Origin of the sequence: Metamycoplasma arthritidis (assembly GCF_900660715.1) — a bacterium.
GTDB lineage: Bacteria > Bacillota_I > Bacilli_A > Mycoplasmatales > Metamycoplasmataceae > Metamycoplasma > Metamycoplasma arthritidis.
Genome location: NZ_LR215047.1, coordinates 669,038 through 686,212, shown reverse-complemented (window position 1 = coordinate 686,212; position 17,175 = coordinate 669,038). Strand labels below are relative to the sequence as shown.

General features: G+C 30.7%; 8 protein-coding genes. 7 read left to right on the top strand and 1 reads right to left on the bottom strand.

Going from position 1 to position 17,175, the window contains the following annotated elements; genetic code table 4:
* From adhP to EXC42_RS02685, 7 genes are all read left to right on the top strand, one after another.
* Complete coding sequence (gene adhP, locus EXC42_RS06430) at positions 1-1,044, top strand: alcohol dehydrogenase AdhP (protein WP_041914192.1); 1,044 nt, start codon at positions 1-3, stop codon at positions 1,042-1,044.
* Between the two features lie 80 nt (positions 1,045-1,124).
* Positions 1,125-2,486 (top strand): AEC family transporter, encoded by a 1,362-nt coding sequence (locus tag EXC42_RS06425; RefSeq protein WP_012498447.1) that lies wholly within the window; start codon positions 1,125-1,127, stop codon positions 2,484-2,486.
* Positions 2,487-2,624: 138 nt separating this feature from the next.
* The gene (locus EXC42_RS02705) at positions 2,625-5,561 is read left to right on the top strand and encodes an AAA family ATPase (RefSeq protein WP_012498446.1); all 2,937 of its coding nucleotides are present in this window, start codon (positions 2,625-2,627) and stop codon (positions 5,559-5,561) included.
* A gap of 14 nt (positions 5,562-5,575) precedes the next feature.
* The gene (locus tag EXC42_RS02700) at positions 5,576-5,905 is read left to right on the top strand and encodes a hypothetical protein (protein WP_012498445.1); all 330 of its coding nucleotides are present in this window, start codon (positions 5,576-5,578) and stop codon (positions 5,903-5,905) included.
* A 709-nt stretch (positions 5,906-6,614) separates the two neighbouring features.
* Positions 6,615-7,448 carry a phosphatidate cytidylyltransferase gene (locus tag EXC42_RS02695; RefSeq protein ID WP_165169459.1) on the top strand — a complete coding sequence of 278 codons (834 nt, stop codon included), beginning with the start codon at positions 6,615-6,617 and terminating at the stop codon, positions 7,446-7,448.
* A gap of 21 nt (positions 7,449-7,469) precedes the next feature.
* On the top strand, positions 7,470-11,786 hold the full coding sequence (locus tag EXC42_RS02690; protein ID WP_012498443.1) for a PolC-type DNA polymerase III: 4,317 nt from the start codon (positions 7,470-7,472) through the stop codon (positions 11,784-11,786).
* A gap of 340 nt (positions 11,787-12,126) precedes the next feature.
* Positions 12,127-12,843, top strand: a complete 717-nt coding sequence (locus tag EXC42_RS02685; RefSeq protein WP_012498442.1) for a superantigen MAM — start codon at positions 12,127-12,129, stop codon at positions 12,841-12,843.
* Positions 12,844-12,948: 105 nt separating this feature from the next.
* On the opposite strand, the gene EXC42_RS06420 is transcribed toward EXC42_RS02685, so the two are convergent.
* Positions 12,949-17,061: an MspA/MspB/MIB-like signal-anchor domain-contatining protein gene (locus EXC42_RS06420; RefSeq protein WP_012498441.1), complete on the bottom strand. Its 4,113-nt coding sequence runs from the start codon at positions 17,059-17,061 to the stop codon at positions 12,949-12,951.
* Positions 17,062-17,175 lie beyond the last annotated feature (114 nt).

Genomic DNA, 17,175 nt, shown 5'->3' with positions numbered 1-17,175 from the left:
ATGAAGGCATTTGTGGTTGAAAGTCCAAAAAATTGACAAATTAAGGAAGTGAATATTCCTAGTCCTAAGTATAAAGAAGTTCTTATTAAAATGGAAACTTCAGGCATCTGCCACACTGATTTACATGTGGCAAATGATGATTGATTATTAAAAGCAAAATTTCCAATTATCCCTGGTCATGAAGGAATAGGCATTATTGTTGAATTAGGCGAGGGATGCAATCGTTTCAAAGTTGGTGATCGCGTAGCATTGGCTTGATTGCACGATAGTTGTGGACATTGTGAATTTTGTTTACAAGGTAAAGAAACTTTGTGTCCAAATCAAAATATGTCAGCTTATACTAAAGATGGAAGTTTTGCTGAATATGCAATTGGGCATGAAGATTACATTGCTGCGATTCCTAATAATTTTGACATTGTTCAAGGTGCTCCGATTGTATGTGCAGGTGTGACAACTTACAAAGCAGTTAAAAAAGCAAACCAAAAAGCTGGAAATTGAATTACAGTGATTGGTGTTGGCGGACTGGGTCACCTTGCTATTCAATACGCTAAAGCAATGGGGTATCGTGTAATTGGAATTGATATCAATGACGAAAAATGCGATTTAGCAATTAAGTCAGGAGCAGAAGCCGCTTTTAATTCATTGAAAAGTAACGTAATTGATGAAGTAATTAAATTAACTAACGGTGGCAGCCACGCTGTTATTAATACTTCGGTTGCAACTAAAGCGGCTGAATTAGGGCTTAGCATTCTTCGTAGAGGTGGAAGACAAGTATTAGTTGGTCTTCCCTCAAAAAATGCTTCTGGCAAAGACAATTTTGAAGTTTCAATTTTTTGAAGTGTATTGTATGAAAAAGAAATTGTTGGTTCAATTGTTGGCACTCGTTTAGATTTGCAAGAAGCAATCGAATTTGCTAGTTTAGGCAAAGTGAAAACCGAGATTACTAGGGTTGTAAAATTAGAAGATGTTCCTGAAATTTTTAAAAAGCTTGAAAGTGGCGATTTTATAGGAAGAGCAGTAATTGATTTTCGTACCAAAAAATAACCTTATTTTCTAAATAGTTATAAAATTGGAAAGTATATTTACATTTTTAACATTTTTATAACAAAATTTAAGGATAAAAAATGGATACAAATCCTGGGATATTATTTCAAGGAATAATAACCAATACTGGTTTATGAGCAGCAATAATAGCAACAATAACCATAACGTTGCTAGGTTTTTTGCTTTATAAATTCAAGGTCTTAAACGACCAAGGAACATTGAGCATCCAAAAAATAATTATCAATGTATTATTACCATTTTTAGCATTTTATTCTTTCATGAAAAATGCAGAAAAAACCGATATTAAGACTTTGGGTATTGTTTTCGGACTTAGTGCCCTTTATTATATTTTATTAACTACCATCGCCCTTATTTGAGTGAAACTAGTGCCCCAAGCAGTACCTAAAAAAATTATTTTGCGTGCTGAAAGAGAATTTAACGAATGACAAGATTCGCAAGAATTAGAACAAAAAGAAATCTTTAACAAATCAGCTTTTTTAGATAGTTTAAAGAAAAAACACTTAGTTACATGATTAATGTGTATTTATGGTTCTAATATTTTGTTTGCTACTCCAATTATCATGGGAGTATACCCTCAAGGAATTCAGCTAGGAGCGCTAAATATTTGAAATATTTTATACTATGTTGGCGGATTTGGGCTTGCATATACATTAATTTCAGGAGTTAGATTTACTAAAAAAGAATTCAAATTTACTCTTAAAAAAGCTTTACTTAATCCTTCCCTTTTAGCCATTTTAGGTGCACTGATTTTGTGATCTTCACAATACATTCCTGGAGCAGGATCAACAATTAGAGATTTACCTTTAACAGGAGAAGGTGCTAAAAGTGGCACAGTTCTTATTGGCAATCAAGAGGTTGTAAAAACATTCAGTCAAGTAGGAACTTTTGGTCCTAACTTTAGTAAAATCTACGCTTACACTTACGCTGATGGTAAGGTTCAATGAGTAGTTTGAGATTCAATTAAACAACTTTATGTTCCTTATCAAGGCAAACCAACAGGGTGATTTGACTTAAATGTAACAATGCCATATTTAGCAAAACCTATTAGCATTTTAGCATCTCTTGTTAGCCCACTCATTTGAATTGTTATTGGTACTAGTTTGGCTAAAACCGATCTTAGAGCAATGTTTGCAAGCAAACAAAATTGATTGTTCTTGATGTTTAAAATGATTCTAATGCCAGCACTTATCTTGGTGATGCTAATTCCATTTGTCAAAGCCAAAATTTTAGATCCTAGTGTTGGTGCCGTGCTTGTGATGACTGGTTCAGTCCCTCCGGGAACAACTGTTGTTATTTATTCACAACACTTTAAAACTCATGAAAACTACACGTCGCAAGTAAGTAGTTTGTGCACCATGTTAAGCTTTATTTTCATTCCGATTTGATTAGTGATTGGTGTGGTAGTTCTACAAGTTATTTAGCAAAAAAAGGCACTTTTTATATAGGGTGTCTTTTTTATTTTATAAATAGTATAAAATTTGCTCTTACAACAAAATATCGTTTATTTAATATAATTATTAATATTTCATGGTATTGAAAATTATGAAAGGCAACTAATAATGAAATTAATCAAAGTCGAAGCCCATGGATTTAAATCATTCGCTGATAAAGTAACACTAATGTTTGACGGTGGCGTTGTTGCTATTATTGGTCCTAATGGTTCGGGTAAATCAAATATTAATGATGCTATTCGTTGAGTTTTAGGAGAAACTAGTTCCAAAGCCTTGCGGGGCGATAATATGGAAGATGTTATTTTCTCAGGATCAAAAACCGAAAAAGAAATGAATCGTGCTGAAGTCATTTTAACTTTTGACAATCGTGATCGTGCTGTTTCAATTCCGCATGACTTTTTCACAATTTCGCGGGTTTTACATCGTGGTAAAGGGCAAAATGAATACTACATTAATGGCGAACTAGCACGTCAAAAAGATATTAAAGAAATTGCGATGGAAAGTGGAATTTCAAAATCTTCGCTTGCAATTATTAGTCAAGGAACTATTAGTGATATTGCTGAAGCGACTCCCGAAAGAAGACGTGAAATCTTTGAAGAAGCAAGTGGAACTTCAATGTATCGAGTAAGAAAGATTGAAGCACAACGAAAACTTGAAAGAACACAAGAAGCTCTTGATCAAATTACTGTTTTAGTTCAAGAATTAGAAAAACAACTAAAGCCCTTACAACGTCAAGCTGAAAAAGCTAAAATTTACAAAGAAAAAACTGAACAACTTAAAGATGTTGAAGTTACTTTGTTAGTTCATGATTTTATTAATTTTTCAGAACGTCTAACAGTTTTGGAAAAAGATGCAAAAGAATTTGAATTTGTTAAAGAAGATCTTGAAACTAGAATCAGTACCTACGAAGCCGCAATTAAACAAAAATCAACTATTATTAATGACCTTGAAAAAACTGTTGAAACAATTCAAAATGAACTTGAAAAAGTAAAAAATGATATTACTAGCTTAGAAATTAGAAGTGCTAAGGAAACAAAACATCGTGAAATGGTACTAAGCGGGGAAATTAAAGTTTCGACTCAAGACCAAATCGCTTCGTTAAAAGAACTTTTAAGCGAACTAAGTACCAAAATTTCATCGTATAAAAAATTCATTAGTGATAAAAGCACTGAAATTTCTGAAATTCAAGAAAGAACCGTCAAAAGATCGTCATCAATTTCAGAACTTAAACGTCAATTTACTAGTGAAGCCGAAAAACTAAATCGTGTTAAAAGTAGAATTGAAGTAATTAAAGAAGTCCGTGATAATCGCTCAAATTTAGCCAAGGGAACTAAGAATGTTATTGAAAACGCACATTTATTTAGGGGTTATAAAGCTTTAGTTAGTCAAATTATTGAAGTTGATGCAAAATACGCTAGAGCAATTGAAACAGTTTTAGCAAGTGCCTTACAACACATCGTTGTAGATAAATCAGAAACCGCTGTAGCAGCAATTGAATTTCTAAAGCAAAATAACGGCGGACGGGCAACATTTATTCCATTAGCTTCAATTAATCCTCGAATGGTAAATGAACAACACCTAGTAGTTGCACAAACACAACGAGGTTTTTTAGGTGTTGCTAGTGAATTAGTTCAAAGTGATAGTGAATATGAAATACTACGGAGATTCTTACTGGGAAACATTTTAGTAGTAGATACAATTGATAATGCTAACCGAATTTCAAAATTATTAGAAAAACGCTATATGGTCGTTACTCTTGATGGCGACATTATTAGAGTTGGTGGTGTCATGAGCGGGGGTGAAGCTTCGCAAGCGGTTTCAGTCTTTGGTATTGACGAGCAAATCAAAGAGCTGGAAAAATACATTCCGGCACTTGAAAAAAATCTAGCTACTCTAAGCGAAAAAATTAATAATCTTGAATATGAACAACAAAAAGACATTACTTATTCAACCAACTTAACATTAGAAAAAACTTCATACGAAAGTCAACATGAACTTTTAATTCAAAAATTTGACGATGCTCGTGTTAAATATCAACAACTTTCAGATGAAAAATTAGAACTTGAAGAAAATATCGATTTTGCTGCTTCATTAAATAGTTTAAGCCTAAAACGTAGTGATCTAAACGCTTCATTAAGAACACAAAGTGAAATTTTGCGAAACCTAAGAGAAGAGCTTTACCAACTTAACTTCAAGAAAAGTGAAGCCGATGTTGAAATTAGAGACATTTTAAACCAAAACGCAAGTAAAATTGCTGAAAAAGCTCGAGCCGAAAGCGCCATTGAAAATGCCAAAAAGCGTCTTTCTGAACAATATGGTATGTTATTTGAAACAGCTAAAGAATTCTATAATCCTGAAATTGATTTTGCCGTAGCTAGAAAATTAGTTGAAGGGCTTCGCCAAGATCTTCGTGAATTAGGTCATGTTAACTTAGATGCTATTCAACAACTAGAAGAAGTTGAAAGCAGATACAATAGCGTCAAAGAACAAGAAGAAGAAATTGTTAATGCTAAAAATACAATTGAAGAAGCCATTGAAGAAATGGACAAAATAATTGTTGATCGTATTAGTCAAACAGTAGATTTAGTCAATGGCGAATTTAAGTTTGTTTTTGCCAAAATGTTTGGGGGCGGTATGGCAGAAATTCGCTACACCGATCCCGAAAACTTACTAGAATCAGGAATTGATGTTATTGCTCAACCTCCTGGCAAATCAATTAAAAATCTTAAACTGTTCTCTGGTGGTGAAAAGGCACTTATTGCTATTTCCTTACTATTTTCAATTCTAAAAGCGAAACCACTACCACTTTGTATCTTAGACGAAGTAGAAGCGGCTTTAGATGAAGCTAACGTTATAAGATTTGCTGAGTTTTTACAAAGTTTAAAAACTGATACACAATTTATTGTTATTACTCACCGTCAAGGTACTATGGAAAGAGTTGATAAATTATATGGAGCTACCATGCAAAAGCGTGGAGTTACCACCTTCTTTAGTGTTAACCTATCAGAAGCTAAAAAATTAGTTGATGAAAATACAAATAATTAATGAAACGAGGCAGTATGAAAAAAATGAATAAATTCTTTCTTTCCTTAGGCGCTGTTAGTTTAGTTGGACTAAGCCTACTAATAGCATTGTCATGTCAACCAGGGTATCTAAAAAAATACAATAGTGCCTTAGCTAAAAATGAAAAAGCTCGCAAGCAACTTGAACAAAATAAAAAAATTCCATCAAATTTTGAAAGCTATAAAGCAACAATTGAAGCCGAACTAAAAGCTAAGTTAGATGGCATTAGTGACGCAACGCAAATTGCTAAGATTTATGATGAATTCACTAATAAAATTAACGATTCAACTTCGCAAATTAATAGCTCTTTAAGACAAGCAGATTAATTGATGCTAAATTATCAAAAAAACGCCTAACAAATGGGCGTTTTATAATATAATAACCAACCCCGGCTAGTACAGGGTTGGATTACTTATAATAGGAAAAAAAGTAATTTTAGATAGTTTTTTTAAATGCTATACTTAAAAAAATTAATATATAGCAACTAGCGTGCCATAGATAATATAACTTTAAGTTCAAATATGTTTCTCGGGCTTGAAAGGGGATGATAAATAAGGAGCTATACGAAAAATCAAATAGTCAGTTATTATATATATGCAAGAGAAATCTAATGTTATATTCGTATTGATTCATCGAATTAAAGTTTTTTATATATAGAGTTTTAAATAAGCATCGCTACATTGCCTATTTAAATTAAGGCATAATTATGGACATGAAATGTCATATTATCTACTAGCGATTATTTGGTTTTGAATATCATAAAATATTCGCTAACATTTTACACAAAAAACAAAAAATTACTTTAAAAAGCAAAAATTTTTGTTAATCCGCTTTTCACTTTTTCACCTTTTTAGGCGTTTGTTTTGGCAAATTATGATTTTTAACTAAATTGCCTTTCTAGTGATATTAGCATATATAATAGAGTTTATTAATATGAAAAATTTGGTTAAGAGAGTCAAGTCGGCTGTAATTTTTTTTGGGTTGATTTTACCTTTTATATTTATTAATTATTTTACTGGCCATGGTGGAAAAATCGTGGCAGCAGTTTTTTATTTAGTTTTTACATTGTATGGAACATACGAAGTTATTCAGCACAACAAATTGCATTATTTTTATAACTATTTCTTGGCGTTGATTGGATTAATTATTTGGATTTTCCCACTTAACTTGTGACAAGATATAGATCAACTATTTTGAACGACAAAGACTTCTAATATAACTAATTTTTTACAGCAATATATCGGCGGTAAAGGGACTTTAATCTATCAAAGCTTTATTGCTTATATCATTGTTTTTGTCGCAGTAAGTCTAGTAATGCTTATTAACTTAAAAAATTACAAAAATACTCATGATTTTATTAGCTATTATTTAATTACTTTATTTAGCATAATTTATTTGCCATTGACCGGAAAATTACTTTTTATTTATAATACTCAAAATCTATATTTATTCTTTGCTGTAGCTTTAATTCCGATGATTGTTGACACTTTTGGTTACTTTGGAGGTATGCTACTTGGCCACAAACTTTTTAAACGCAAATTTTGTCCAAAAATAAGTCCTAAAAAAACTTGAGAAGGAGCAATAGTTTCCTATCTTTTTGGTGCTATTTTTGTCTTTATACTAATGTATTTGGGCAAACTAACAAACAATCACACTTTTACTATTTTTAATAACTACATTCAATTAATTGTTGGCATTATTTTCCTGCCAGCTATTGCCATAATTGGCGATTTACTTTTTTCACTACTTAAAAGAAGAATGAAGGTTAAAGATTTTTCTAATTTAATTCCGGGTCATGGTGGACTAATGGACCGCTTTGATTCGCTTTCATTAGTAATAATGGCAACTTCAATAATCTTATTATTCTAATTAAAAAGGAGAAAATTGACGATGAAAAATGAATTTGATGAAACTTTTTTAAAACTATGTAAAGAAATTAAATTTGAATTAAATGATGAATTTCGGGGCACTTCTTTTAAAGAAGCCAAATTAAATAAATCAACGCATAAATGAACGTTTGATATCATTTTTCCTCATCACATTAGTATTGATAATTTCAAGGATTTTAAGACTCATTTAGATAAGCGCTTTCCTAACAATAACTTTAGCTTTTCGGTCAGATCATTAATTCGTGATAAGAGCACAATTATTGACTATTTGCACTATGTTTTTCTTTGTGATCATTCACCGCTACTTGCTTATAAAAACTTTTTTAATATGGATTTAGTTTCTTTGGAAGGTGATGATTTTATTTTAATTTTACCTAATCAAGAAACTTATGACGGGCTTAAAAAATTAGAAAATAATCTTAAAGAATCGTTAGAAAATATTGGCTTTGGTTTTTACAAGATAAAACTTAAAATTATTGAAGAAGATACTAAAAAAAGACGAGCAAAGAAAATCGAAGCTGTTGTTGAAAATTTTGACAAATTCAAAAAAGAAGAAGCAAACAATACTCCATCGTCTACTAGCAATCAACCTTATCGTCGTAGTAAGGCAAAGGCGATTGAAATGGATATTAAAAGTGCCCTTAACTCTTACGCTGATTTAATCACTTTAAAAGGCGAAGTTTTTAGTATTGACGTTAGAAAGTTTTCAAGCGGCAAGTCAATGGCTAGTTTTGGGCTTTCTGATTATAATGAAGCAATAATAATTAAAGTATTATTAGAAGATAATGAAGAGCTAAAAATAACAAATGGCGAAACCGTTATTGTAACGGGAAAATTAACTGATGATCAATATAGTAAAACTAAAATTGTATTTTGTGGAAGTACCAAAAATATTATTGTCACCGAGGGATTGCAAAGGCTAAGCGACGATAATGAAGAGAATAAGCGAATTGAATTCGCTCTACGAAGCAATATGTCCACACAAGATGGTATTAGTAGCCCAAGTGCCTATTTAAAAGCAGCTAAACACTTTGGCCATCGTGCGATTGCAATAACTGATTTAGATGATGTCCAAAGTTTTCCTGAATTTTACAACGCTACTAAGAAAGATAAAAGTGTTGTTCCTATTTATGGGGCAACAATTAGTAGTATTAGCTCAGATAATGGATTTTTCTATGGTACTCCCGCTGATTTTGATTTATCTTCGCAAACCTATGTAGTATTTGACCTTGAAACTACTGGCCTTAGTCCTCGTTTCAATGAAATTATTGAATTTGGTGCATCTATTATTGAAAATGGCATCATTAAAGAGAGTCATCAATTTTTTATTAAACCAACGAAACCCATTCCGCCTTCAATTACAGAAATTACAAAAATTACTGATAACACTGTAGCAAACGGTTATTCTCAAGAAGAAGGTGTTCGCAAAATTTATGATATATTAAAAAACCGAATTTGTGTTGCTCACAACGCAAAATTCGATATTAATGTTTGCAAAGAAAACTTTCTAAAATATGGATTGGATAATTCAAAAATTATTGGTATTGATAGTTTAGCAATTGCACGTTTTTTAATTGATGAAGCTAAATCTTATCGTTTAGAAATTGTTGCTAAAAAATTCAATGTTTATTATGCTAGAAATGAAGCACACCGGGCTGATTATGATGCCAATGTACTAGCTAATGTGTGAATTTTGATGATTCTTAAATTAGCCCGTGAAAAAAATATTCGTACGGCTAATGAACTAGCAGCAGTCAACGATGATAAACTTTTTGCTAAGAAATTCCCCCGTGAAGTAAGAGTTATAGCTAAAAATCAAAAAGGGCTAAAAAAGCTATTTAAGATTATCTCAAAATCGCTAACCGACGACTATCATGGTGGTCCAAGACTTTTTATTGATAAATGAGAACATGATGAAGATCTTTTGCTAGGTACTTCAACTAACGCCGGCTGAGTTTGAGAAGAAGCTATGACTGGCACCGATGAAAACATTTTAAAAGCACTTGCGCCTTATGACTATATTGAATTTCCTCCAATTAGTACGTTTAACTACATTTATAAAGATGATTCTATTACTTTAGAGCAAGTGCAGTTTGCATATAAAGATTTGTTAGAAAAAGCCAAAAAGTTAGGCAAGCTTTGCATTGCCGTTAGCGATGCTCGTTATATTTATGATTATCAAAGTTTGATTTATCGAATTTATGTTAATGCTCCAACTTTAGGTGGAGGGCAACATTGACTTAAAAAGTATCGTGAAATTGCTACTCCTGATTTTAAGTACTTGACCACAAGACAAATGAAAGATGAATTTAAGTTTTTAAATGATGGAACTTTGATCAACGAAATTGTTGTTGATAATACTCATAAATTAGCTGAACAAATTACTCCAAAAATTGAAGTTATTAAAGATAAATTGTATTTTCCTACTTTTGATGATTCTGCTAATAAGCTTAAAGAAGTTGTTTATCAAACTGCTAAAGAACGTTATGGCAATAATATTGATGAAAAAATTCTTAGCCGAATTGAAAAAGAATTAGGACCTATTACTAAATATGGATATTCAGTAATTTATTGAATTAGCCACAAATTAGTTAAGCGAAGTAATCAAGATGGTTATTTAGTTGGAAGCCGTGGATCAGTAGGCTCTTCAATCGTTGCTAATTTAGCTGGTATAACCGAAGTTAATCCTCTTAAACCGCACTATCTATGTGAAAAATGCAAGCACTTTGAATGAAGTGAAGATCCACATATTTTTTCTGGATGAGATCTACCGGATAAAAAATGCCCAAAATGTGCAACAATCATGCTAAAAGATGGACATGACATTCCGTTTGAAACTTTCTTAGGTTTTGAAGCTAATAAAGTTCCAGATATTGACCTTAACTTTAGTGGTGAATATCAAGTTACTATTCACAATTATGTTAAAGAACTTTTTGGTGAAGCTCATACTTTCAGAGCGGGAACGATAGCCACAATTGCTTCAAAAACCGCTTATGGTTTTTGTCGAAAATACGATGAAGAAATTCATAGTTTGCATGAAGAGCCTTGAACAAGAACATTTTTAGATTTTTTAGCATCAAAAACTGAAGGCGTCAAGAGAACCACTGGGCAACACCCCGGAGGTATCATCATTATTCCAAAGGAATTTGACGTTGAAGATTTTACGCCAGTTAATTATCCAGCTAATGATATTACGAGTGCTTGAAAAACGACACACTTTGACTTTACTTCTATTCACGATAATGTTCTAAAACTAGACTTACTAGGACACGATGATCCAACGGTAATTAGAATGTTAGAAGATCTAACAAAAACTGATGCTAAAAAGATTCCTAAGTTCGATGAAAAAGTTATGTCATTATTTAGCTCGACTGAAGCCATTAAAATTAATCCAAGCGAAATATCTAATGAAACAACGGGCGCTTATGGTCTTCCGGAGTTTGGGACAACATTTGTTAGAAGAATGTTAAAAACCGCTAAGCCCAAATCGTTTAACGATTTAATTCTAATGTCCGGCCTTAGTCATGGTACTGATGTATGATCAGGAAACGCCGAAGAGTTAATAAAGCAAGGCAAAAAATTGCAAGATTGCGTTTGCTGTCGTGACGATATCATGCGTGATTTAATTAATTGAAATATTGATCACCTTGAAGCTTTTGAAATTATGGAAAAAGTAAGAAAAGGTAAGGGGTTAAGTGAGTATCAAGAGTCCTTGCTGCAAAGTAAAAATGTGCCAATTTGATATATTGAATCGCTTAAAAAGATTAAATATATGTTCCCTAAAGCACATGCAACGGCTTATGTTATTATGGCATGACGAATCGCTTGATATAAGTTTTACTATCCACTGCAGTTTTATGCTTCCTTTTATTCAACAAGACCAGACGCCATTGACATTAAAGTCATGAGTGATGGTAAAGACGCAGTAGATAATAAGCTTTTGGAACTTAAAAAACGCTCAGATAGTAAAAAAGAACCACTAAGTACAAAAGAAACTAACTTAATTCCGATTCTTGAAATCACTCAAGAGTTGTATGCTCGAGGATTTAAAATAACAAATGTACATATTTCCAAATCTAAAGCCGCTAGATGAATAGTCGACATTGAAAATAAAGCATTGATTCCACCTTTTGTTGTTGTAGAAGGTTTGGGTGAAACCGTAGCCGATTCTATTATTCAAGCCAGAAATGAACATGAATTTCTATCAGTTGAAGATTTTGAAAAACGCACCAAAGTAAATTCAAAAATTGCTTCGCAACTAAAACTATTAGGCATTCTAGATGAATTAGATGAAACTAATCAAAATAGCCTATTCTAAACAAATATTAGTATTCAAGGGATTCATCTTGAATGCTTTTTAATTTTTTGCCTTAAATAAAGACGTTTTTAGAATAGCTAATTATGGAAAAAATAATTCAATGGATGTTGATTATAAAAAATAAAGTTTATAGTGGTTAAAAAAGTTGCTCTAAAATTCTATCATAATTGACATTTTTGATTACTTTAACCTCCATAAAAAAATAAGAAAAATGATTATCAACATGAAAATTTATAAATTTATCATTTTTTTTGAAAAGATTTCAAAATAAAATTTGCATGTGTTGAATAAAAACAACACACAATTTGAAAATAAGGTAATAAATAAAAAGGTAATAAAAATGAAAAACAGGAAACTATTAATAGCTTTTGCTACCGCTGGAGCAAGTTTTTTAGGGACAATGCCACTAGTAAGCATGAAACTTAGGGTTCCAAATCCCAAACGTCCAAATCTTCCCTCGTTAAAAGCGGTAAAAAATGAAGTTGTAACTCTTAATGAGCTTGATAAAATAATTCGTTTAACTAATGAAAATGACAAAACTAAAGAAGTGATTGCACAATTTAGATCGAAACTTAACGAATTTTATCAACACGCTTTTAATATTTTAGAAGAATATGAAGGCATTGAAAAACATGATGATATTTTTAAAATGATGTTTCTTAAATTAAAAGTTGTTCTTGACATTCAACGTAAAGAGCCAAATAACGTTGAACAAATCAAAAGAAACATTAATATTTTAGATGACATCATGAAAAGTGCTGATAATGAACTCTCATATTTTGTTAGCCAAGATTTAAAATTCCAAGCATTGTGAGATAAGGCGGTGTTACTATCTAAAACAATGAAAGCTGAATTCAAAACTTCTCGACCTAGTACCGTTGATCCTTATGGACCGGTGAATAGTGTAGAGAAGTTTTTTGGTGCCGACGAAGATGTTAAGACTATAAAATGATTTAAATCTTTATTAATAAGAGCAGCGAATTATTTGATACATTACTATGACGCTCCCGAAGTATTTCAACCTAAAACTGACTTTGAAAAAGCGATCTTTGAATAGTAATAGTGTTTATGTAATACAAAAATAATAATTGCCCCGCTAGCAAGCGGGGCATCATTTTTATTAAAAAAGCGTTTTATTTTAATCATCTTGAATAAGTAAAACTTAATCGTTAGTGAATGTGCATAGCAAATCTTTTAGTGCTGTTTTAACTGGTATAAATTGTGGAAGATAAAGTGGCCAAATTTTCTTTGTTTCTTCAGTGGAATTCGAATCAATAAATTCCAATATTTCAAGTAGTTCTTCTAATTTATCTTTTTTTGTATCTTCTGACATGTCTTCAAATTCTTTTTTAAATTTGTTTAAGTCGAAAGTTCTTAATCTCTTTTTTAGGTTTTCTCTAACGCTAGGTTCAACACGATCTGCTCAAATATGTAATACTTTATCTAATATTGCTTTTCGTGTGAATGAATTTCTTGCATTGTCAATTTTATATTTTTGGTTAATGTTACTTTTTAGAGAACTTAGCTCTGGTTCTAATTCATCGTGTGAATTATATTCATCTAAGCCAATATTTTTATTAACGAAATTTGAAATTTCATATCATTTTTTTAGTTTGTCAGAAAAAACTATCATATTTTTACTTACAAACAAATAACCCCCTTGATTTTTTAAAATCTTTTCAACGTCATCAATAACATCTTCTAAAAATTTATTTGTAGCTTTAAAGAAATCTAAGTAAATTTTTTGCAATGATGAGTTTTTTCTCAAGTCGTTTAATTCTTTTTCTAATATCCTTTTAGGGGAAATATATTCATTATCATCATCATTATTAATGAAATCTTGCGTTTTTGATAAATAAGAGTTCATTTCTTGAACATCTTTATCTATGATTTTTAACATTTGTTGAATATCTAACAAATTGTTTTCGTCATTTTTTATAGTTTCAAAATCTTCAAATTTTTCTTCTAAATGTTTTTTATAAAATTTTAATTTTTTATAGTGAACAACCACTTCTTTAGTTAAGTTGTTGACAACTTCTGATTTTTTTAAGTTCGCATCCAAATAATTTAATTCGGTTTTTACTTTCTCTAAATCTTTGAATTTAATAACGTTTTCACTATTTTGAAATTCTTTTAGAGAATTAATTTTTTCTAGAAGAGTATTATTTTGCGCTTCTAATTCATTGACATTATTTTCGCTTTCTTTTAATTTAGAAAGTTGCTCTAAAAGTAACTTAGAATGTTCTTTAATTTCTTGAAGAAGTGCCCTTACTTGACTTTCAAATTCACTTTCTTTTTTTATTTCTTCAGTAATATCTTTTAACTTATTATTTACTTTTGTAATTTCTTGATCAACTTTGACTTGATTTTCAGAATCACCAACTAAGACATTTTTAAGATTATTTAATTTTCCTTGTTGTTCAAGCAATTTATTTTTAATTTCCTCAAGAGCTTGATTTTTGTCCAAATTATCATTAGACTTAGCAATCAATTCATCAGCCGAATTCAACAAGATTTTTAATTCTTCTTTAGCTTCTTGCACTTTTGAATTATTTGTCTCTTTGTCGCGTTTGTTTTTTGTTTTCAACGCATTTAAATTATTTTCATATGTATTTTCAATTTGCTTTGTTAATTCGCCAATTTTAGCAAGAGATTTTGCCTTTTTATCTTCTTCTTTTAAACTATTAGCAATTGTAGTTTGGTTAGTTAAACTATTTTTTGCATTTTGAATTGCTTCTTCTAATTTCGTGTTTGCTGCATCTTTAGCGTCAATTCCTTCAGCATTGTTAGCGACACTATTAGCGGCTTCTAATTCTTCTTTGATTTTTGTTAGTTCTCTTTCTATTTTTTGAACCATAGTATCTTCAGCCGCGGTTAATTCGTTAAGTTTTTCTTGCTTTTTTTGAATTTTTTTCTCAAGTTCTTTTAGTTTTTCATCTACAAGATTTTTGTTTTTACTATCTTTAGTTAGTTTATTTTGAGATTCATTTATTGTTTTTATCGTTTTATTTGCTTCACTCAATGCTTTTTTAATTGTAGAAATATCGTCACTTTTTTCAAGTTCATTAATGGACTTTGTAGCTTTTTCAATAGTTGGATCAACAATTTCTGTTTTGTTTTTGTCTTTTTGTTCTTCTAATTCAGCTTCTTTTTCGCTAATTTTAGTTTGAGCATCGCTAATTGCTTTTTCAAGAGCTTCATATTTTTCTTGGGTTTTCGTTTTAATATCATTTTCTTGTCTTTTATCTTCAAGGCCGTTCTTAAATTCGTCTGCGTTGCCTTTGACTCTTTTTAGTTTTTCAATAGCATTTTCAAGATCATCGACATTTTCTTTGACAATACTATTTGTTGTAGAGGCTTGAGAAGATAGTTCGTTAGTTTTTTCTTCTAGTTCATTATTTAATAATTTGATTTTTCCCTCTTTACCTGCCAAATCAAATTTTGCTTGAGTTAAAATGGATTTTAAATCATTTTGTAACTCTTCCGTGTTAACTAAAACTTCTGAATTAAGATTGACTTTATTAATATCGTCAATTAATTTTTGCACTTGCTCTAGAAGTTTTTTGTCTCCTTCGATATCATTAATTATTTCGTTTAATTTTTGAGTATCGTTGTTAGCATTTTTTAGAGCTTCTTGCAATTTGTTTTCTTCGGACTTTAATGATTCATAGCGAGTTTCTAATTCTTTTCGATCAGTTTTAACTTTTTCCTTAGCCTTTGTAGCCGCTTCTATAGCATTCGTTTTGGCTTCTAACAACTTTTCATAAGCGTCTTTTAAGTGATCGTGATTTTTTAGTTTATCGGCTTTTCCGTCACTTTTTAAAAAAGTGTCCTCAATGTTTTTAACTTTATTTTCAATTTCATCAGCTTTTGATTCAATATCCAAAAATGTCACTTTATCTTTAAGTTCTTTAACTAATTTTTCAAGTTCGGTTTGCAATTGAATAGCTTGTTCTGCCAAGTTAGTTGCAAGTTCGTTTTCGGATTGTTTTTGTTTTATTTTAGCTTCTTCAAGTTCTTGTTGTTTTTTAGTAATTTCACTAATTTTTTTATCGATTTTAGTTTGATTTTCACTATCGCCAACTAAAGTGCTTTTTTTATTTTCAAGGTCATTTTTCGCATTATTTAAAGCGAGTTCAGCCTCTTCGATGGCTGCGCTTTTATTATCAATACTATCAATAGCATCATTTGCTTTTTTAATAGCATCGTCAGCATTGTCCAAACTATTTTTAGTGATTTTGTCATTGTTTTCTTTTTCGGCTGCTAATTGTTTATTTTTAGTTGTTAATTCGACTTTGGTTTCATCTAATTTTTGATTTAAAGCCTTGATTTGACTATCAATGGCTTTTTTATTGTTTTGATCTTTTAGTGCTTTTGTTTGTTCTTCTAGTTCTCTAATATATTCTTTAATACTTTCAATGGTGCGACCTAGGATTTGATATTTTTCTTTTTTGCTATCATAAGTTAAAGCATTGCTAGCGTCATTTTGTGCGTCAGTTAGATTGCTGTCATATTCTTTGATTTTCTTTTCTAGTTCGTCAAAGATTGTTTTTTCGGTTTTAAGAGCTAATTCAAGTTCAAATTGTTTTTTCTTAGCATTAAAAATAGCATCTTTTACTTTTTCAAAAAGAGCAGCAGCTTCATTTTTGTATTTTGATTCAATAGCGCTAGTTAAACTTTTAATATTGTTAGCATTTTCTTGTAGTTTAAGTAATTTTTCAATTGTTTTTAAAAGCACATTTAAGTTCTTATTAATAAAGCTATTTTCGACTTCACGGTTAAGTTTTTCTAAGTCTTTTTCGTAGTCGTTGATTTGCTTTTTGATTTTGATGTCTGATTCTGAAATTTTAGCTTCAACTTTTTGTTTGGCTAATGTAGCATTTTTAATTGCATCGTCAAGATCGTCAAGTTCAGCTTTTAATTCATTTTCTTTTTTAGCATTTTGAGCTTCTTTTTTAATTTCATTAGCTTCTTTTAATTGCAAACTTAAATCTTCTAATGTTTTGCTTAAATCCGTTTGTTTTGGTCCAGCTTCATCCAATTGATTCATTGCTTTTGAAGTAACTTTAAGGTTTTTTGTAACTTTTTCAATATTTTTACGTAATGCTTCTAGGATCTTTTTTTCTTTTTCAGCAATATGTACTTCGGGGTTAATTGAATTATTACGCTTTGAATATTTTGAATATATAACGCCGGAAATAGTTCCGGCTGCTAAAAGTGTAGTCGCAATAGCAAGCGTAGCGATTGCGATCTTTTTTTTCTTTGAATTGCTCATAATAAATAGATTTTTCTATTTCTCCTATTTTAAATAGTTAAAAATAACTATCCTTATATATAATTTTTTAAAAATTGCAGTAGCGAGAATTGTTTTTTAGAAAAACAACAGGCC